General features: G+C 50.6%; 19 protein-coding genes and 3 tRNA genes. 16 read left to right on the top strand and 6 right to left on the bottom strand.

Annotated elements, in window-relative coordinates:
• Positions 1-124: 124 nt before the first annotated feature.
• Positions 125-1,456 (bottom strand): amino-acid N-acetyltransferase, encoded by a 1,332-nt coding sequence (gene argA, locus WC1_RS05570; protein ID WP_003034012.1) that lies wholly within the window; start codon positions 1,454-1,456, stop codon positions 125-127.
• 234 nt (positions 1,457-1,690) lie between these two features.
• On the opposite strand from argA, the gene amiC reads away from it, so the two are divergent.
• The 10 genes from amiC (at position 1,691) to WC1_RS05620 (ending at position 11,379) form a co-directional block, all read left to right on the top strand.
• On the top strand, positions 1,691-2,944 hold the full coding sequence (gene amiC / locus WC1_RS05575) for an N-acetylmuramoyl-L-alanine amidase AmiC (RefSeq protein WP_003840937.1): 1,254 nt from the start codon (positions 1,691-1,693) through the stop codon (positions 2,942-2,944).
• Between the two features lie 373 nt (positions 2,945-3,317).
• Entirely contained in the window at positions 3,318-3,887 is a 570-nt protein-coding gene (locus WC1_RS05580) for a fimbrial protein (RefSeq protein ID WP_016150922.1), read from the top strand.
• A gap of 61 nt (positions 3,888-3,948) precedes the next feature.
• Positions 3,949-4,506, top strand: coding sequence for a fimbrial protein (locus WC1_RS05585; RefSeq protein WP_003840934.1), 558 nt, complete (start codon positions 3,949-3,951; stop codon positions 4,504-4,506).
• A gap of 10 nt (positions 4,507-4,516) precedes the next feature.
• Complete coding sequence (locus WC1_RS05590; protein ID WP_003840932.1) at positions 4,517-5,065, top strand: fimbrial protein; 549 nt, start codon at positions 4,517-4,519, stop codon at positions 5,063-5,065.
• A gap of 12 nt (positions 5,066-5,077) precedes the next feature.
• Positions 5,078-5,674, top strand: coding sequence for a fimbrial protein (locus WC1_RS05595; RefSeq protein WP_003840930.1), 597 nt, complete (start codon positions 5,078-5,080; stop codon positions 5,672-5,674).
• A gap of 118 nt (positions 5,675-5,792) precedes the next feature.
• Positions 5,793-6,479 (top strand): fimbrial chaperone, encoded by a 687-nt coding sequence (locus tag WC1_RS05600; RefSeq protein WP_003840927.1) that lies wholly within the window; start codon positions 5,793-5,795, stop codon positions 6,477-6,479.
• Positions 6,480-6,523: 44 nt separating this feature from the next.
• Complete coding sequence (locus WC1_RS05605; protein WP_016150920.1) at positions 6,524-9,133, top strand: outer membrane usher protein; 2,610 nt, start codon at positions 6,524-6,526, stop codon at positions 9,131-9,133.
• Positions 9,130-9,723, top strand: a complete 594-nt coding sequence (locus WC1_RS05610; protein WP_003840923.1) for a fimbrial protein — start codon at positions 9,130-9,132, stop codon at positions 9,721-9,723. Before WC1_RS05605 ends, WC1_RS05610 begins: the two co-directional genes overlap by 4 nt.
• A gap of 15 nt (positions 9,724-9,738) precedes the next feature.
• A complete protein-coding gene (locus WC1_RS05615; protein WP_003840921.1) occupies positions 9,739-10,323 on the top strand; it encodes a fimbrial protein in 585 nt (194 codons plus the stop codon).
• A gap of 12 nt (positions 10,324-10,335) precedes the next feature.
• Positions 10,336-11,379 (top strand): fimbrial protein, encoded by a 1,044-nt coding sequence (locus WC1_RS05620; RefSeq protein ID WP_016150919.1) that lies wholly within the window; start codon positions 10,336-10,338, stop codon positions 11,377-11,379.
• 141 nt (positions 11,380-11,520) lie between these two features.
• On the opposite strand, the gene WC1_RS05625 is transcribed toward WC1_RS05620, so the two are convergent.
• The 3 genes from WC1_RS05625 to WC1_RS05635 form a co-directional block, all read right to left on the bottom strand.
• A tRNA-Met gene (locus WC1_RS05625) sits at positions 11,521-11,597 on the bottom strand.
• A 152-nt stretch (positions 11,598-11,749) separates the two neighbouring features.
• Positions 11,750-11,826, bottom strand: a tRNA-Met gene (locus tag WC1_RS05630).
• 48 nt (positions 11,827-11,874) lie between these two features.
• A tRNA-Met gene (locus WC1_RS05635) sits at positions 11,875-11,951 on the bottom strand.
• Between the two features lie 205 nt (positions 11,952-12,156).
• Between WC1_RS05635 and mltA the strand changes: the two genes are divergently transcribed.
• Positions 12,157-13,254 carry a murein transglycosylase A gene (mltA, locus tag WC1_RS05640; RefSeq protein WP_003840394.1) on the top strand — a complete coding sequence of 366 codons (1,098 nt, stop codon included), beginning with the start codon at positions 12,157-12,159 and terminating at the stop codon, positions 13,252-13,254.
• Between the two features lie 109 nt (positions 13,255-13,363).
• Positions 13,364-14,170, top strand: coding sequence for a tRNA cyclic N6-threonylcarbamoyladenosine(37) synthase TcdA (gene tcdA / locus WC1_RS05645; RefSeq protein ID WP_003840392.1), 807 nt, complete (start codon positions 13,364-13,366; stop codon positions 14,168-14,170).
• A 77-nt stretch (positions 14,171-14,247) separates the two neighbouring features.
• Here tcdA and csdE read toward each other — a convergent pair whose 3' ends face one another.
• Positions 14,248-14,694 carry a cysteine desulfurase sulfur acceptor subunit CsdE gene (gene csdE / locus WC1_RS05650; protein ID WP_003840390.1) on the bottom strand — a complete coding sequence of 149 codons (447 nt, stop codon included), beginning with the start codon at positions 14,692-14,694 and terminating at the stop codon, positions 14,248-14,250.
• Positions 14,694-15,899 (bottom strand): cysteine desulfurase CsdA, encoded by a 1,206-nt coding sequence (gene csdA / locus WC1_RS05655; protein WP_003840388.1) that lies wholly within the window; start codon positions 15,897-15,899, stop codon positions 14,694-14,696. The genes csdE and csdA overlap by 1 nt, the downstream gene beginning before the upstream one ends.
• A 192-nt stretch (positions 15,900-16,091) precedes the next feature.
• On the opposite strand from csdA, the gene WC1_RS05660 reads away from it, so the two are divergent.
• The 4 genes from WC1_RS05660 (at position 16,092) to rlmM (ending at position 19,107) form a co-directional block, all read left to right on the top strand.
• Entirely contained in the window at positions 16,092-16,319 is a 228-nt protein-coding gene (locus tag WC1_RS05660) for a YgdI/YgdR family lipoprotein (RefSeq protein WP_003840386.1), read from the top strand.
• A gap of 363 nt (positions 16,320-16,682) precedes the next feature.
• Positions 16,683-17,600, top strand: coding sequence for a glycine cleavage system transcriptional regulator GcvA (gene gcvA, locus WC1_RS05665; RefSeq protein ID WP_003034035.1), 918 nt, complete (start codon positions 16,683-16,685; stop codon positions 17,598-17,600).
• 18 nt (positions 17,601-17,618) lie between these two features.
• Positions 17,619-18,014 carry a DUF423 domain-containing protein gene (locus WC1_RS05670; RefSeq protein ID WP_003034037.1) on the top strand — a complete coding sequence of 132 codons (396 nt, stop codon included), beginning with the start codon at positions 17,619-17,621 and terminating at the stop codon, positions 18,012-18,014.
• Complete coding sequence (rlmM, locus tag WC1_RS05675) at positions 18,007-19,107, top strand: 23S rRNA (cytidine(2498)-2'-O)-methyltransferase RlmM (RefSeq protein ID WP_016150917.1); 1,101 nt, start codon at positions 18,007-18,009, stop codon at positions 19,105-19,107. Before WC1_RS05670 ends, rlmM begins: the two co-directional genes overlap by 8 nt.
• Positions 19,108-19,138 lie beyond the last annotated feature (31 nt).

Genomic DNA, 19,138 nt, shown 5'->3' with positions numbered 1-19,138 from the left:
GCCGGATAAGCGTCAGCGCCATCCGGCTGTGTGCCTGATGGCGACGCTATCGCGTCTGATCAGGCCTACGATCTGCATACCAAAGATGTGCCAGCGAACTTTATGCCGCATCCGGCAACCACGCCTATGCCAAATCCGCCATCAGCACTTTTGACCGCCGCTGATAGTTGTACATCTCTTTTTTGCTTTCCGGCAGCAGGTCGATATCTACCGGCGTGAAGCCTCGCTCCTGAAACCAGTGAATGCTGCGCGTGGTCAGCACGAACAGCTTGCTCAGCCCCATTTGACGGGCCTGCGCGGCGATCCGTTCCAGCAACACTTCCCCGCGCGACGAGCTACGGTAGTCCGGATGTACCGCTACGCACGCCATTTCGCCAATTCTCTCTTCCGGGAAAGGGTACAGAGCGGCACAGGCGATAGTCAGGTTATCACGCTGAATAATCGTGAATTTGTCGATCTCCATTTCCAACTGCTCGCGCGAGCGGCGGACCAGAATACCTTGCTGTTCCAGCGGGCGGATAAGCTCCAGAATCCCGCCGATATCGTTGATGGTAGCGCGACGGATCTGCTCGGCGCTTTCCATCACGATCTGCGTACCGATGCCGTCGCGGGAGAACAGTTCTTGCAACAAGGCGCCATCTTCCTGATAGCTGATCAGATGGCAGCGGCGTACGCCACTGCGACAGGCTTTCACTGCTCCGCGCAGGAAACGCACCGTACCGGAGCTGTAATCGCCTTTCTCTTCCTGCAACTCAACGCGAGCCTGAGCTTCGTTAGGAAACAACTCGGAAATAATATCGCCATCATCGTTGGTGACACCCTGAGACGAGCAAAAACCGATCATTTTCTCTGCCTTCAGTTTGATAGCCAGCTGCGTGGCGACCTCTTCTGACGTCAGATTAAAGCTCTCACCAGTGACGGAAACGGCGACCGGGCCCATCAACACAATCGCGCCGCTATCTAACTGGCGGTGAATGGCATCTTCATCGATGCGACGAATACGCCCGCTATGGCAGTAATCTACGCCGTCATCAACGCCCAGCGGCTGGGAGATAATAAAATTACCGCTGACCACATTGATGTGTGCACCCTGCAATGGCGTATTATTCAGGCTCATCGACAGGCGGGCGGTAATATCAAGCTGAAGTAGCCCTGCAGCCTGTTTGACCAGCTCCAGGGTTTTCGCATCGGTGACGCGCGTGTTTTTGTGGTACACCGGCTCATGATGATGCGCCGCAAGATTGGCATCAATCTGCGGTCGAGCGCCATAGACCACGACCAGGCGGATGCCGAGGCTATGAAGAAGACCAATGTCATTGACGATACTGGAAAAGTTTTCATGCTCGATGGCTTCACCGCCCAGCATAATGACAAACGTTTTTCCCCGATGGGTATTGATATAGGGAACAGAATGGCGGAATCCCTGTACCAGTTCGGTTCTACGCTCCTTCACCACGGCACACCCTCATTGCATGATTATTCGTAATTTGTGTATTTTTATTCTGTTTTGGTTCTGTGCGCAAGCGTAATTTTTACCCATGCTGAAGATTTTTATCAGTAATACCGTGAATATAAAAAGAATGTTTACCCTTTTATAGATGACAGATTATGCGTCATTCGCTAAAGTTTCCTGTCAATTCGGACGTTTTACGTATTACCTCTAAAAAGATTTCTTTTGCTCGGGAGAAGCATGTCGGGATCCAACTCAGCAATCAGTCGCCGCCGTTTACTGAAAGGTGCGGGTGCTATGTGGCTTTTAAGCGTCAGCCAGGTGGGTCTGGCTGCCGCGAGTCAGGTCGTTGCCGTACGTATCTGGCCTGCGTCCAGCTATACCCGCGTCACGGTAGAATCTAACCGTCTGCTGAAATACAAACAGTTTGCCCTGAGTAATCCTGAGCGTGTGGTTGTGGATATTGAAGACGTTAATTTGAATTCGGTGCTCAAGGGCATGGGAGCGCAGATTCGTCCTGACGATCCGTATATTAAGTCGGCGCGCGTTGGCCAGTTTGATCCAAAGACCGTACGGATGGTGTTCGAGCTGAAACAGAATGTGAAGCCGCAACTTTTTGCCCTGGCACCGGTGGCGGGCTTTAAAGAACGTCTGGTGATGGATCTCTATCCCGCAAATGCCCAGGATGTTCAGGATCCGCTGCTGGCATTGCTGGAAGATTACAACAGGGGCGATCTGGATAAACAGGTACCGCCTGCGCAGAGTGGCCCACAGCCGGGCAAAGCGGGACGCGATCGCCCCATTGTCATTATGTTGGATCCGGGCCACGGCGGGGAAGACTCCGGTGCGGTGGGGAAATACAAGACGCGTGAAAAAGATGTGGTACTGCAGATTGCCCGCCGTCTGCGAGCTCTCATAGAGAAAGAGGGCAACATGAAGGTCTTTATGACGCGAAATGAAGATATTTTCATTCCGCTTAAAGTCCGTGTGGCAAAAGCGCAGAAGCAGCGCGCAGACCTGTTTGTCTCTATTCACGCCGATGCCTTTACCAGTCGACAACCCAGCGGTTCTTCGGTGTTTGCGCTCTCGACCAAAGGCGCGACCAGTACCGCAGCGAAATATCTGGCGCAGACCCAGAACGCCTCGGATCTCATTGGTGGCGTCAGTAAGAGCGGTGACCGTTACGTCGACCACACCATGTTTGACATGGTGCAGTCGCTGACCATCGCCGACAGCCTGAAGTTTGGTAAAGCGGTATTGAATAAGCTTGGTAAAATCAACAACCTGCATAAGAACCAAGTTGAACAGGCCGGGTTTGCGGTACTGAAAGCGCCGGATATCCCGTCCATTCTGGTCGAAACGGCATTTATCAGTAACGTTGAGGAAGAGCGCAAACTCAAAACGGCGACCTTCCAGCAGGAAGTTGCAGAGTCGATTCTGGCAGGGATTAAAGCCTATTTTGCCGATGGGGCGACGCTGGCGAGAAGGGGATAAATACACGTCCTGGCATTCTGATGCGATATAACGAATGATTGTCCAGGACGAAATATTATAGTAGGACTATTTACAGGTTCATTTATTATTATCGGATAAATTACAGATAACATATATTCATAAAGTATCTTGTTGATTATATAATTTTAAAATTAATACATCTGTTTGAAGTTTATTTTTAATTATTTGGTGGTGTTATTTTATTTATTAACTGATAATTATTTCATATTGATGTTTTCCTAAAAATAAATCTAATGATGTTTTCTGGCACATAGTGTCTCTTCACTTGGGATATAATTTTATCGCATCACCTCTGGTAGGAATGCAGACACCATAAATTATGGTATTGGATATTTATCACCAAGGGAAAAAAATGAAAAAATTTACTATTGCAGCCATTGCTATGGCATTTGCAGGAAGCGCTTTTGCGGGCGATCAGGACTCTGCGGATATTCACTTTGCCGGTGAAGTACAGACTAACATCTGTACGGCAGCGCTTTTAGGGGGAGGAACTTCAGTGCAACTGGATCCGACTGACGTTAAGACCGTCTCGGCAGCCACCACTGACTCGGTAATGAAAAAAGACTTCACAGTCTCTCTGGATTGTACGGCCCAGGGTTCCAAAGACAAAATTACCGGTGCGAGCTATGCCACTGTAACAGGCTATCTGGCGGCTGCAAAAGGAACAGCGGTTAATGCCAGCACTTCTGCGCTGGATAACACCGACGTTTCTGCTGCGGGTGCGCAAGGGGTTGGTTTCCAGGTGCAAAACAAAGACAGCAGCAATGCAGTCCAGACGTTTACCACCGCGGATCGCCAGGCGAAAGTGATCGATACTGCGGCGCCAATGCTGTTTAACTACAACGTTGGCTACCTGAAAACCGGCACCGTCAGCGGCGGTCTGGTTGCAGCTGACGCCATGTTTATCGCAACGTATCAGTAATATCAAAATAATGTCAGGCAGGGCCGTTGAGCCCTGCTTTTTCATCCAGGAGGGAGGGCGTATGCGTAAAGGAAAACCGTTATTGTTGCTCCTGATGATATTCGGTCTGTTAAACGGGCAAGGGGCGCTGGCTGCGGTTGCCCCTGATGCGGAACTTATTGTGCAGGGGCGTATTTATAGCACAACCTGTACCGTACAAACGCCGGGAGACGGTACTTCGATAGCGTTGGAGGAGGTGACCACACAGGCATTACATGATGCACGAAGCTTTCCTGTTTCGCCGAAGGAATTTACGATTAATGTCAGTTGTTCTTCACCTTCAAACTGGCATGAAGTGACGGGAAAATTTACCACTGACGGGGAGATCGAAGGTTCCAATTTTTCTGTTCATTTAAAAAATACGATTACCGATACGACTGGCGCAAAATATGTCGGCCTACAAATTAAAGATAAAATTACCGATACTGTTGTTGATTTCAGTGCAACGCAGCAGTTCACGTTAGCTTTTAGCAATGAGGACAGCGCCTCATTTAAGTTTGAAGTGGGTTATATGCCTTATGGTGTGCCGGAAAAGGGCGACGTACATGCGGCGGCGACCTTTACCCTGACCTATGCCTGACGGAGCGTCTGTGAATAAATTAATTGTTCTGCTGCTGTCTGGGCTGGCGTGGGTTAATTCAGCGCGTGCTGCCGATACGGTGGAATATGAATTTACCGGTCGGGTGACGGAGTTAACTTGTAAGGTGGAACTTTATTCCTACACGGGAACACCATTAAGTGCTCTTTATGTCGGCGGGCTCGTGATCGATACTCTGCCAGCCATAGGTGATATTACTTGGGTATCGAATGCGGGAGATTATTATTTCCGCGTTTCCTGCCCGTCCGGATATAAGGCGTCAACAGTGACAGGAAAAATAAGTACATCGCAGGAGGTTGATGCCGCCACCCTCGCAATAAAATCTGAAGATAGAAATAATCAGTTTGGCTTCGTTTTTAAAGATACCGATCAGAATATGATGATTGATTTTAGCACGGCGGAAAATACGCAGACCCTTGTCCAGGATGGCGATGTAAAAAGGGCTGATTTTAATTTTATAGTGGGTGTCGTGCCTTACGGTGTGAACGTGAACTACGGTTTCCTGCAAGCTTCTATTATGTTTACTGCCACATTTGAGTAACAGGGGAAGAAAATGAAATATTTACCATTCCTTTTGTCTCTGATGGCTTTCTGTGTTTATGGTGCAGCGCCGGTTTACGACACGGTACAGACGCCTGAAATTGTTGTTTCGGCTTTCGTCGAGCCTATACCCACACAATGTAAAGTATGGGTCGAGGTGGATGGCGTGAGCAGCACCACTATTGCGTTAGAGACGGCTTCCCTGAAGGAACTTCAGGGGGCGACTTCAGGCGCGCTGCATCAAAAGAGTTTCGCTATACGTTCTGAGTGCACTCAGGCCGAACAATATTATCCGAATATTCGTTGGGTGACGAGCGGAGAGACCGACCCTGCAACCTATGCGTTAAAAAATACCGCCTTATCAGGCGCGGTAAACGTTGGTTTCCTGGTACAGGATCAATCAACACCACCGGGCTCAGTCGTGAATTTCCAGACGGGTAGCCGAAAAGATTATGAATATGTAGATCGCGGCCGTTGTTATAAATTAGAGGAAGGTGAACGAGTCTGCTTTAACTGGGCGTCAACCTATTCAGTCGGTTATATCGCCTACGGTACGCCCGGCGCGGGCATTGTTACTGCCGATGCTACCGTAATTATTAATGTTGAATAAAATAGCTAAAATATATTTGGTTGGTTTATATATCAGATTTGCATAGTGTAAAAATATTGTTTCTGTCAAAGGGATTTATATGAAAAGGTATTCATGTTCGCTATTTATTGCGTGTTTGATGACGCTCACTACAACTTCATCACTGGCCAGCGTGGTGATTCAGGGAACGCGGGTCATTTACCCTGAATCGGCGAAAGAAGTAACGGTAAAAATGGTAAATGAGGGCAGGTCGCCTTTATTGGTCCAATCCTGGCTGGATGACGGTAATGAAAACGGCGATCCGGCTAAAATGAAGCTACCGTTTATTGTCACTCCCCCCGTCTCGCGTCTTGATCCACAAAAAGGCCAGAGCGTGCGTATTACCTGGACCGGTAAGGCGTTAGCGCAGGATAAAGAGAGTATTTTTTGGTTTAACGTGCTGGAAATTCCACCTAAAGATAAGAATGCGGAAGGGAAAAGCAAACTTAATCTGGCTTTACGTTCGCGGATTAAATTCTTTTATCGTCCGGCCTCATTGAAGGGCAGCTTTATTGATGGTTTAAATAATGTTAAGTGGTCGCTGGTCAATGACGCGGGTAACGTGGCGATCGTCCTGAAAAACGACTCGCCTTATTATCTCTCACTGATTGGCGGCGCGGTGTGGGCAGGGGCGAAAAAATATGACTACAAACCGAAAATGCTGAGTCCTTTTAGTGAGGAACGCTTTGTCGTACCGCAATTAACCACGACTTCCGTTAATAAAGTGTCATGGGTTGCGTTGAATGATTACGGTGCGGATGCGGAAGTCGTCAAAACGGTTAAATAAAAAAGTACCCGCAGAGTAACAGGATTATTAATTAAAAGGGAATGATGGTGCGCCGATTATCACGATCTATTTATTTATCGACGTTTCTGACTGGCTTTTTTTCGCTGACATCCGCACAGGCAGATGAAGGTACGCCCGATGAAAGCGCCAGCACCGAAATGGTGGAGTTTAGTGACGCCTTTTTAATGGGTGATGCGGGCAGCCAACTTGACCTGAAGCGTTTTTCACGTGGTAATCCTGTTCTTGCCGGAACATACAACGTTAAAGTTTTCCTTAATGGCAAGGAAATGTTCAAAACTCCGCTGACTTTTCACGAAAACAATACGGATTATGCGTCGGCGTGTTTTACCCATGCGCTGCTGGAACAGCTCAGTGTGGATCCCGAGCCGCTAAATCAGGAGGATGAGGATGGCTGTTATGATCTGGCTGCCACCCTGCCGAAGTCATCCAGCCGCTACGACCCATTGACGCAGGAGCTGAATGTAACCATCCCGCAGGTCTATCTGGTCAGTCATCCTGCCGGCTATATTCCTCCTTCGCGTTGGGATTCCGGGATCCCGATGGCGTTGCTCTCCTATAACGCCAACGCCTGGCATTCCAAAAGCGACAATACCACGCAGGACACCTTTTACTCCGGGTTGATGTTGGGTTTGAACCTTGGCGCATGGCGTTTACGCTCAAATGGCGCATACAACTGGGATAACGATAACGGCGGAGAGTACAGCAGCTACGATCTTTTTATTGCACGCGACATTGTGCCGCTGCGCGCAAAACTGGAAGCGGGGGACGTACGCACCAACGCCAACATGATGGATTCCGTTTCGCTGGACGGTGTGCACCTTTACAACGATGCACAGATGGATCCGTCGGCTAACAGCTATGTGCCGGTGATTCGCGGCGTCGCGAACAGCAATGCCAAAGTGACGGTACGCCAGGAAGGTCGTATTGTTACGCAGATCACCGTCCCTCCGGGGCCGTTCGCCATCAGCGACTACTATGCCGCACAAAACGGCAGCGATCTGGATGTTACCGTTGAGGAGTCTGATGGCAGTACGCGCGTATTTTCTATGCCCTATGCCTCTATTGCCCATTTACTGCGTCCTGGTGAAGTGGACTGGGATATCGGTATCGGCACGGTGGATAAAGACACGGTTGATGAAACGCTGTGGGCGGGAGTCGCCACCGCCTCTTACGGTCTGAGCAATATGTTTACCGCCTACGGCGGTGTGCAAATGGCAGACAACTTATACACCGCCGGAATGCTCGGCGTAGCAATGAACACCAGCATTGGGGCGTTTTCATTCGACGTGACGCACTCACAAACCACCGCCGATGACGTTGGCACCTTAAAAGGGCAGAGTTACAGCCTTAACTACAGTAAAAATTTCACGGCGACGGGGACCACCTTCAGCGTGGTCGGCTATCGTTTTTCCTCTGAAAACTACATGTCGATGAACGATGCGCTATCGCTCAAAAATACGCTGAATAATTATGCTTCCGATAAAAACACCACGACGCAGGAGGCATATCATGCCTATACACGCACGCGCAATGAGATACAGGCCAACGTCTATCAGGATGTGACTATCAATGGTGAAAGTTATGGCTCGTTTTATCTGAACGGGACCTGGCGTAGCTATTGGGGCGATGATGGCAATACCTCGCAGTATTCCGTAGGTTATAGCAACTCTGTGGGGAGCGTGAGTTACAGCATTTCCGCCCAGCGCAGCTATGACGAATTTGGCGAAGAAGACGATAGCATCAACCTGGGTTTCTCTATTCCGTTGGGGTCAGGCTCCAGCGTGGACTATCGTCCATTCTCCAGTATGAGCGTCAACAGCAGTAGCGACTTTAAAGGTAATGACAGCGTCAGCGCGATGGCGACAGGGAGTTCTCGGGACAATATGTATAACTACTCCCTGAACACCACGAGCAGCCGCAACAAAGACAGCGAAGACCTCACCACGATAGGCAGTTGGGTGACGCGCAACGGCGCGTACAGCACCACCTCATTATCGGCGACGCAGGGGCTTAACGGCGATCAACAGTACTCGCTAAGTACAACCGGTGGCGTGGTGCTGCACAGCGGCGGGCTGACGCTGGCCTCCGGCTATTTAACGCCAGACTCGACGATGGCGCTGGTGCACGCCAGCGGGGCGAAAGGCGCGTCCGCCTCAATGGGCAATGGGCAGATAGACGGTTTTGGCAATATGGTCGTCACCAGCCTGAGTCCCTACCGGGAAAACACCGTCGGTCTGAATATTGACACGATGGAAAACGATGTGGCGATTAGTAATACCACCGGTGTCGTGGTGCCGACCAGCGGGGCGCTGGTGCGTGTGGATATCGAAACCGACGCCCGTAAAGCGTTTATGCTGGAACTGATGCGCGACGATGGCGGGTTTATTCCGCTGGCGGCAGATGTGCAGGATAGTGCTGGCAGCTCGGTCGGCACCGTAGGCCAGGCGGGGATTGCCTTTGTGCGCGGCATGGATGACAGCGGTACGCTCTCCGTCATTTGGGGCAGCGGCGCAGAAAGCCGCTGTCAGGTGAGCTATCAGTTAGATGGCAATGCCAGCATGATCGGTAAAACGCCGCTTATCTCCGGTCTGCGCTGCCGGATGTCCTCAACCAGCGTGAAGGTGACGCCATGATCCATCATCGAATTTTTCGCCATGTAGTATTAGGCCTGTGTTCATTTTGCTTTAGCGCTGCTGCTTTTGCTGATTGCCTGGCAAAAAGTGATCCGTTGAAATGTATGGGGAGTACCAAGACGGTTGATGTAACCTTTACCGCAACTCTTCAAACTCCTTCGTGCAATGTTTCTTTAGGGGGAGAGAGTAATCTGGGAGGAAAGTCTCTCGTTATTGATTTTGGTCAGATTATAGCGCGTGATCTGGATTTGAATGATGAACGTTATAACCGTCCTTTAGGTATATTTTTAACTGGTTGTGACAATATGCTTAATAAAGCAAAGGTGACTTTTTCCATAAATAGTGCTGATCTCTGTTCAGATCCCCATAAAACATGCCTCGGGATGGGGACAATGTTGGGATTAAAAATTAAGGATCGAGTCAAGGGAGATTTTATTACATTCAACAGCGAGAGGGATATGACGTTGAATAGTAATGGTGAGGGGTATTTCACGATTTACGATATATATATTATGGCAGCCTTTGGGGGGGCTACAATGAGCTCTGGTTATTTCGAGGAATCGTTTCAAATCATTGTCCGTTATAACTAAATACCTGGGGTTATCATGCGCTATTATCTTCCTTACCTGTTCACGTTAATCCTGTCTTCTCCAGCGCTGGCGGCAGAAACGTTTATTGCTGCACCCACGATGGATGTTACTGTAACGGCAACAACCGTATTACCCGTATGTAATGTTAGTGTTGCACAGGAGATAACCCTTCCTGATACACATATAAGCCAGTTTGCTGCCGGCGGTGTATTGAACGCTTTAACCCCTACTGATTACAGTGGAGGAGATATCTATACGCCGTTTAATATTACGCTCACCAACTGTGGCAGCGAAACGGCGTCAATATCCAGAACAATGCGTTTAACGCTTCGTAATATAGGTGCCGGACCTATTATCGATGGCGTATTCAGCGATTATTTACAAAACAGTACCAACGTTGGCATTGTTATTTTTAATACGGATGGCGCCAGCGCAAGAAATGTCCTGCTGGATGAAATTATATTCACTAATCAAATTGCTACGAATAGTGAACAAGTCTTCCATTTCGCGGCGCGTTTTCAGAAAGTGGGCAACGGTGAAAGTGGCGTCGCAAGCGGATTGTATGCAGCGAAAGTTTCCGTGACCGCAGCGTATGAATAAAAAGGATATGTCATGCTGAAAAAATATGGATTTATCATGCTGTTATTGCTGGGCTTATGTGGCGTTCGCAGCGCATTGGCGAGTTGTGCATTTACCACGCCAACGGGAACATATATTGATCAAACTATGGCATCGTCGCCCGTAACGGCGGTCACGCTGACAAGCACAAATTTGCAGCAGTTATTCCAAAGTTCGGTGCTGGTTGGCGGACCGGTCATTTCCACCTGTAATCCGTCCACGGGAACCGCCATCACCGTATCGGGGGATGGTTTTTCTTCGGGTTCACTGCCTGAAACGATGCCTGATGGTGGTTTGCTGATAGGCGGCATCGCCGATGGATTTGGTTATGGATTCTGGTACACCGTGACCTATGGTGATGGCAGTGGAAGCGTTTCGGGGCATCTTAAAAAAGGGGGGATGTTCACCGCGACGCCTGCCCAGCTTAATGGCGCAAGGTGGGAGTTTCAGGCCGAATTATGGTATGCGGGGGGAAGCTATGGTGATAAGGTAAAAAAGAGCCAGATCGTGGCAGTGAACACTACGTATTTTAAAGTGGGCTTTAGTAATGTTATGAAAGGGTTTCGTTTTAATTCCCCTGCCATTCCGATTACGCCAACCACTTGTAACTTGTCTATTGACAGGTCAAAAGTCGATTTTGGTTCGTTTAACTTTTTGCTCTATGGCGGAACGGGGGGAGTTAAAAATGGGCCGTATCAAGAGATACGTGTTAGTAACAATAACTGCAAGATGACGACTAAAATTGAGACTCGTATACTGAGTAATGGGAATCCGGTGAGTTCTGACCAGCATTTGTTGCTAAACAAACTGGCTGGTGATGATGCCGCCAGCGGTTTTGGTGTGGCGCTTTATACTTTTGACAATCCCCTTATCATTGATGCTCTTTCGGGGAACGGAGACATTAGTGGCCCGTACACTTCCGCGCCGAAAGAGTTTGATGCCTCTGATCGTATTTACTTATATCTTGAGCCCGACGGTACGCCGCTAAGGAATGGGAAATTCGAGGCTACCGCTACTATTAACGTCAGCTACTATTAACCCCAATGAACGACCACTGCCTGTGCCTTTGATCGATACGGGCGGATGACAGAACGGCAGACACAAAAAAACCGCATAAAGCGAAACGCTTTTGCGGTTTTATTTTTTAAGGTCTTATTTAATAGCCTTAACAAACTATGTTGGTTGCGGGGGCCGGATTTGAACCGACGACCTTCGGGTTATGAGCCCGACGAGCTACCAGGCTGCTCCACCCCGCGTCCGTCTTTTCGCTTCGTATTTCAAACCACATCTGCGTTGGCTTTCCTCTTTCACCTCAGTCACTTACTGGAGTAAGCTCCTAAGGATTCACTGCGTCGCCACCTTGCTGTGATTTGAACTACTTTGCAAAAATATTACATCAGATTTTAATTGGTTGCGGGGGCCGGATTTGAACCGACGACCTTCGGGTTATGAGCCCGACGAGCTACCAGGCTGCTCCACCCCGCGTCCGTCATTACTCTTCCATCGAGTAACGTTACTGCTTCTGATTTTAATTGGTTGCGGGGGCCAGATTTGAACTGACGACCTTCGGGTTATGAGCCCGACGAGCTACCAGGCTGCTCCACCCCGCGTCCGTGGATGCGCACTATACTCTGCTAATGATTTCATGCAACCCTTTTTTCACCTTGATCACGTTTTTAGGGTGAAAACGAACAAAAACAACGCATTCTGGACTGTTTTTTGCGCAAAATTTGCGTTCGGGTAGGTATACGCATTTCATTAGGTTCGGGGGTTTGTTATCTTCGTCTCGCATTCAGGCAACATAAGACGAGAACAATGAAAGGACGTTGGGCAAAATATCTTCTGGCGGGAGCAGTAGTCGCGATGCTCGCCGCGTGTTCCTCAAAACCCACCGATCGTGGGCAGCAGTATAAAGACGGGAAATTTACCCAGCCTTTCTCACTGGTGAACCAGCCTGATGCGATTGGCGCGCCAATCAATGCCGGTGATTTCGCCGAGCAGGTTAATCAAATTCGCAGTGCATCGCCACGTTTGTACGGTAACCAGAGCAACGTTTACAACGCTATCCAGGAGTGGTTACGTGCGGGTGGCGATACGCGCAGTATGCGCCAGTTTGGTATTGATGCATGGCAAATGGAAGGGGCGGACAACTACGGTAACGTCCAGTTTACGGGTTACTACACGCCGGTTATCCAGGCGCGCCATACGCGTCAGGGCGAATTTCAGTACCCTATCTATCGCATGCCGCCAAAACGTGGGCGCTTACCAAGCCGTGCCGAGATTTATGCGGGCGCCCTGAGCGACAATTATATTCTGGCGTACAGCAACTCCCTGATGGATAACTTCATTATGGATGTTCAGGGCAGTGGTTACATCGATTTTGGCGATGGCAGCCCGCTTAACTTCTTTAGCTATGCCGGGAAAAACGGCCACGCCTATCGCAGTATCGGTAAAGTGCTTATCGACCGTGGCGAAGTGAAAAAAGAAGATATGTCGATGCAGGCTATTCGTCATTGGGGTGAAACGCACAGCGAAGCCGAAGTGCGTGAGCTGCTGGAGCAGAACCCATCGTTTGTCTTCTTTAAACCACAATCTTTTGCTCCGGTGAAAGGGGCCAGCGCGGTACCGTTGATTGGCCGCGCATCCGTGGCTTCTGACCGCAGTATCATTCCTGCGGGCACAACGTTACTGGCGGAAGTCCCGTTACTGGACAATAACGGCAAGTTTACCGGCCAGTACGAACTGCGTCTGATGGTGGCGTTGGATGTGGGCGGGGCGATAAAAGGACAGCACTTCGACATCTATCAGGGTATTGGCGCAGACGCCGGACACCGTGCCGGGTGGTATAATCACTACGGACGCGTGTGGGTGCTGAAAACCGCGCCGGGTGCGGGTAACGTATTTAGCGGCTAGTTGCCTGATGGCGGCTAGCCTTATCAGGCCTACAAATTAGCGCGTAGGCCGGATAAGCGAAGCGCCATCCGGCAGCCATACTGCGTAGTATTAATGAATTTGAGGTGTTATGTCTGTGGTTATAAGTGATGCCTGGCGTCAGCGTTTTGGCGGTACGGCGCGTCTGTATGGCGAAAATGCGCTGCAACTGTTTGCCCAATCGCACGTTTGCGTGGTTGGGATTGGCGGAGTGGGGTCATGGGCGGCGGAAGCGCTGGCACGAACCGGCATTGGCGCCATCACGCTCATCGATATGGATGATGTGTGTGTCACCAATACTAACCGCCAGATCCATGCTTTACGCGATAACGTCGGCCAGGCAAAAGCTGAAGTGATGGCTGAACGTATCCGCCAGATTAACCCGGAGTGCCGGGTGAACGTGGTTGATGATTTTGTCACGCCGGATAACGTTGCTGAATATATGAGTGCAGGATTTTCGTATGTCATTGATGCGATTGATAGCGTGCGTCCAAAAGCGGCACTGATCGCGTACTGTCGGCGTAACAAAATTCCGCTGGTGACCACCGGTGGTGCGGGCGGACAGATTGATCCTACGCAGATTCAGGTCGTTGATTTGGCAAAAACCATCCAGGATCCGTTGGCGGCCAAGCTACGTGAGCGGCTGAAAAGCGATTTTGGCGTGGTGAAAAACAGCAAAGGCAAGCTGGGCGTGGACTGTGTGTTCTCGACCGAAGCGCTGGTGTACCCGCAGGCAGATGGCTCGGTATGTGCGATGAAAGCGACGGCGGAAGGGCCGAAACGTATGGATTGCGCATCCGGGTTTGGCGCGGCCACGATGGTGACCGCCACCTTTGGTTTTGTTGCCGTCTCCCATGCGCTGAAGAAGATGATGGCCAAAGCGGCGCGCCAGCCCTGATTGTGTCGGATGGCGCTATGCTTATCCGACCTACGGTTTGTGCGGTGTTGTAGGCCGGATAAGATACATCAGCGCCGTCATCCGGCTTTCTGGGCAGCCTCGATAATTGCCTCGTTAAGAGCATGTAGCCCCTGGCTACGCGAGGCGCTGAGCTGCGCGCGTAAACCCAGCTCGTCAAATAATTCCATTGGTGAATGCGCCAGTAACTCGGCGGCCGTTTTACCTTCGACCGCGGTGAGTAATACCGCCAACAGCCCGCGTACTATTCGACCTTCGCTGTCACCAAAGAAATGCAGAGTGCCATTCTCATGAAGAGTATGCCCCAGCCAGACGCGGTTTTCACAGCCCGCGATTTCTTTGGCCTGTGCTTTTAGCGCATCCGGAAGTGCCGGCAACTGCTTACCCAGCAGTATCAGCTGACGATATTTATCTTCCCACTGAGTGAGCGGGATAAAGGTATTGCGTAACGTCTCTTCGGTTACGGTTGTGCCAAACGGGTGTCCGGCGAACAGAGGGCTTGTCATTAATCCACCAATATTTCCAGCGCGCGGTCGACGGCTGCGACCAACGCATCCACATCGCTTTGTGTATTATAAGGGGCAAATGAGGCGCGTAGTGTCCCGGATACGCCCAGTTCTGCCAGTAACGGTTGCGCGCAGTGTTGCCCCGCGCGCAGCGCAATGCCATATTCGGCCAATAGCGTAACCATATCGCTGTGATGAACACCCGAGAAATCAAAGGCTAACAGACTGGAATCCTGGCAGCGGAAGGACCGAAAGCCGGGGCGTTTCGCCAGCGCATCTTCTGCCAGCGTCGCCAGACCCCGGCTCCAGTTTTCGGCCTGTGCAACGTCGACGTCCGCCAGCCATTCGAGCGCTGCGCTTAGCCCGATAACGCCAGCAACGTTAGGCGTACCGGCCTCCAGCTTCCATGGGGCTGCCTGGGTGGTGAAACCGTCGAAGCTGACTTCGCTAATCATCTTTCCGCCGCCGAGCCACGGTGACATAGCTTCCAGTAATCCAGGCTTACCGTACAGCACGCCAATGCCGGTTGGACCATACAGCTTGTGGCCCGAGAACGCATAGAAATCAATATCTAACTGTTGTACGTCGGCAGGAAAATGGACAATCCCCTGGGCACCATCAACCATCACCACCATGCCAGCCGCATGGGCGAGCGTGATGGCGCGGGCCAGATCCGGGCAGCCACCGGTGACGTTCGACATTTGCCCGAGTGCCAGAATGCGGCTGCGCGGGGTAATGAGTTGCGTGAGGCGCTCAACGTCTGGCAATAAATCGGGGGTGAGTGGGAGTTTGACGACCTTAGCCCCCGTTTGCTCCGCGACCATCAGCCAGGGCACGAGGTTGGCGTGATGTTCCGCTGCGCTAACGATAATCTCATCACCCGGCTGAAGGCGTGGACGCGCATAGCTTTGAGCAACCATGTTGATCGCTTCCGTTGTGCCGCGGGTCCAGACGATGGTTTTTTCATCCGGCGCATTAATCAGGCTTGCGACTTTTTCCCGCGCGGCTTCATAGCGTGCGGTCAGGCGCTGGGCTTCAGCAAACTGGCTGCGATGGACGTTTCCGGCGCTCAGGCTATAAAACTGGTGGGTAGCCTCAATCACCGCCTGTGGCTTCAGCGCCGTAGCAGCGCTGTCGAGATAGACGCCAGCATCGTTGAGTGCGGGAAATTGTGCGCGAAACTGCGCGGGGTTAAAAGCGTTCATGGTATTCCTCAGTTCAGTAAACAGATCGTGGCGCAAAAAGGGCATTGATACAAGGGTTGCGCTAACCATCGGAATACTCTGGATATCCTGGCAAAGCCCGCTCAGTGTCTTATGCTAAATAGCGTTAGGCGAGCAATTTTGCCTGTTACGGAGTGTGTTTTTAATAGCATAAATCGCTTTAAGGAGAAGAAGATGAAAAAGACTGCCGCAATTATCTCTGCCTGTATGCTGACTTTTGCCCTGAGCGCCTGTTCCGGTTCGAATTACGTGATGCATACCAACGATGGTCGATCAATCGTAGCTGACGGTAAGCCACAGACCGATAATGAAACGGGGATGATTTCGTATAAAGACGCTAACGGCAACAAACAGCAGATTAACCGCACTGACGTGAAAGAGATGGTAGAACTGGATAACTAACCGGTCATCCATCGACAAAGAGTCGGACAAAAAAAAGCACCGCAATTTGGCGGTGCTACATTAATCACTATGGACAGACAGGGTAAATGTACAGGAAGTGAAAAAGGGTAGCTTTGCTACCATGGTCTGAATCGCAGACCAATTGCAAACACAACAACACAACATCACAACCGTAAGCCAAAAGCCCACCAGAACACGCATTCCGATAAAACTTTTCGTTCCGGCTTCAGGAAGTGCCGCCACTATAGGTATTTGCTGGTAGAACCTCAACGGACAATTTATAATGGCTCAGATAAAAAAAACTAATAGGTTACAGCCTGTTAGCTAATTGTTAAATTCATTTAACATCAAAGCCTAAAAGTCATGTCAAAACGATTACCACCCTTAAATGCGTTGCGTGTTTTTGATGCTGCAGCGCGTCATTTGAGCTTTACTCGCGCAGCAGAAGAGCTTTTTGTGACGCAGGCCGCAGTAAGTCATCAAATCAAGTCTCTTGAGGATTTCCTGGGGCTGAAGCTGTTTCGTCGACGCAATCGATCTTTGCTGTTAACGGAAGAAGGCCAAAGCTACTTCCTCGACATCAAAGAGATTTTTTCGCAATTAACCGACGCGACGCGTAAACTTCAGGCACGTAGTGCAAAAGGTGCACTTACCGTCAGTTTATTGCCCAGTTTTGCGATCCAATGGCTGGTGCCCAGACTCTCTAGCTTTAACTCAGCTTATCCGGGAATCGATGTCAGGATCCAGGCGGTGGACCGTCAGGAAGACAAACTGGCGGACGATGTAGATGTGGCGATTTTCTACGGACGCGGCAACTGGCCGGGTCTGCGCGTTGAAAAATTGTACGCAGAATATTTATTGCCGGTCTGCTCGCCGCTATTACTCACCGGTGATAAACCGTTGAAGACGCCCGACGATCTGGCTAAACACACATTATTGCACGATGCGTCGCGCCGTGACTGGCAAGCCTATACGCGCCAGCTTGGCCTGAATCATATCAACGTACAGCAGGGACCTATCTTCAGCCATAGCGCCATGGTGCTACAGGCTGCTATCCATGGACAGGGGATTGCGCTGGCTAATAACGTCATGGCGCAGTCCGAAATAGAAGCCGGACGTCTGGTCTGTCCGTTTAACGATGTTCTGGTCAGCAAAAACGCATTTTATCTGGTTTGTCATGACAGTCAGGCAGAACTGGGTAAAATAGCCGCCTTCCGTCAGTGGATTTTGGCTAAAGCGGCCACGGAACAAGAAAAATTCCGCTTTCGTTATGAACAATAATTTACGTAGGGTATTCACATGACCAGCCGTTTTATGCTGATTTTTGCCGCCGTAAGTGGCTTTATCTTTGTGGCGTTGGGTGCCTTTGGGGCACATGTTCTGAGTAAAACCCTCGGTGTCGTTGAGATGGGGTGGATCCAGACTGGCCTTGAGTATCAAGCGTTCCATACGTTGGCTATCTTTGGCCTGGCCGTCGCCATGCAGCGACGCATTAGCATTTGGTTTTACTGGAGTAGCGTGTTTCTGGCATTAGGAACGGTGCTGTTTAGCGGCAGCCTGTATTGCCTTGCGCTCTCTCATTTACGCCTGTGGGCGTTTGTTACCCCCGTCGGCGGTTTCAGCTTCCTTGTGGGCTGGGCGCTGATGTTAGTGGGTGCTATTAGATTGAAACGTAAGGGCGTTAGCCATGAATAAGGTTGTGTTGTTGTGTCGCCCGGGTTTTGAAAAAGAGTGCGCCGCAGAAATTACGGATAAAGCAGGGCGCCGGGAAATCTTCGGTTTTGCCCGCGTGAAAGACAATGCGGGTTACGTCATCTTCGAATGCTATCAGCAGGATGATGCCGAAAAGCTAGTGAAAGAGCTGCCGTTTAGCTCACTGATTTTTGCCCGTCAAATGTTTGTGGTGGGCGAACTGCTGCAATATTTACCGCCGGAAGACCGCATTACGCCGATCGTTGGCATGCTGCAGGGCGTGGTGGAAAAGGGTGGCGATCTGCGTGTCGAAGTCGCCGACACCAATGAAAGCAAAGAGCTGGTTAAGTTCTGCCGTAAATTTACCGTACCGCTGCGCGCGGCGCTGCGTGAAGCGGGCGTACTGGCAAAATATGAAACGCCGAAACGTCCGGTGGTTCATGTTTTCTTTATCGCCCCTGGCTGTTGTTATACCGGTTATTCCTGGCCTGACAATAACTCACTGTTCTACATGGGTATTCCGCGACTCAAATTCCCGGCCGATGCGCCGAGCCGCTCAACGCTGAAGCTGGAAGAAGCGCTGCACGTGTTTATCCCTGCCGATGAATGGGATGAGCGTCTGGCGAACGGAATGTATGCGGTGGATTTAGGGGCCTGCCCGGGCGGATGGACCTATCAGCTGGTTAAACGCAACATGTGGGTTTACTCGGTGGATAACGGTCCAATGGCGCAAAGCCTGATGGATACCGGACAGGTTACCTGGCTGCGTGAAGACGGATTTAAATACCGTCCGAATCGCAACAATATTTCGTGGATGGTCTGCGATATGGTGGAGAAGCCGGCGAAGGTTGCCGCGCTGATGGCACAATGGCTGGTCAACGGCTGGTGTCGTGAGACAATATTCAACCTCAAGCTGCCGATGAAAAAACGCTACGAAGAGGTATCACAGAACCTGGCTTATATTCAGGCCCAGCTTGATGAACATGGCGTAAATGCCCAAATTCAGGCGCGTCAGTTGTATCATGACCGTGAAGAAGTAACCGTTCACGTACGTCGTCTGTGGGCGGCCGTTGGCGGTCGTCGCGACGAGCGATAAGGCTACAATCCAGGTTGGATGGCGGCGAAAT

Origin of the sequence: Citrobacter sp. KTE30 (assembly GCF_000398825.1) — a bacterium.
In the GTDB taxonomy this organism is placed as follows: Bacteria; Pseudomonadota; Gammaproteobacteria; order Enterobacterales; family Enterobacteriaceae; genus Citrobacter; species Citrobacter freundii.
Note: the sequence above shows the minus strand (reverse complement) of the source record. Positions and strands in the feature narration are given on the sequence as shown.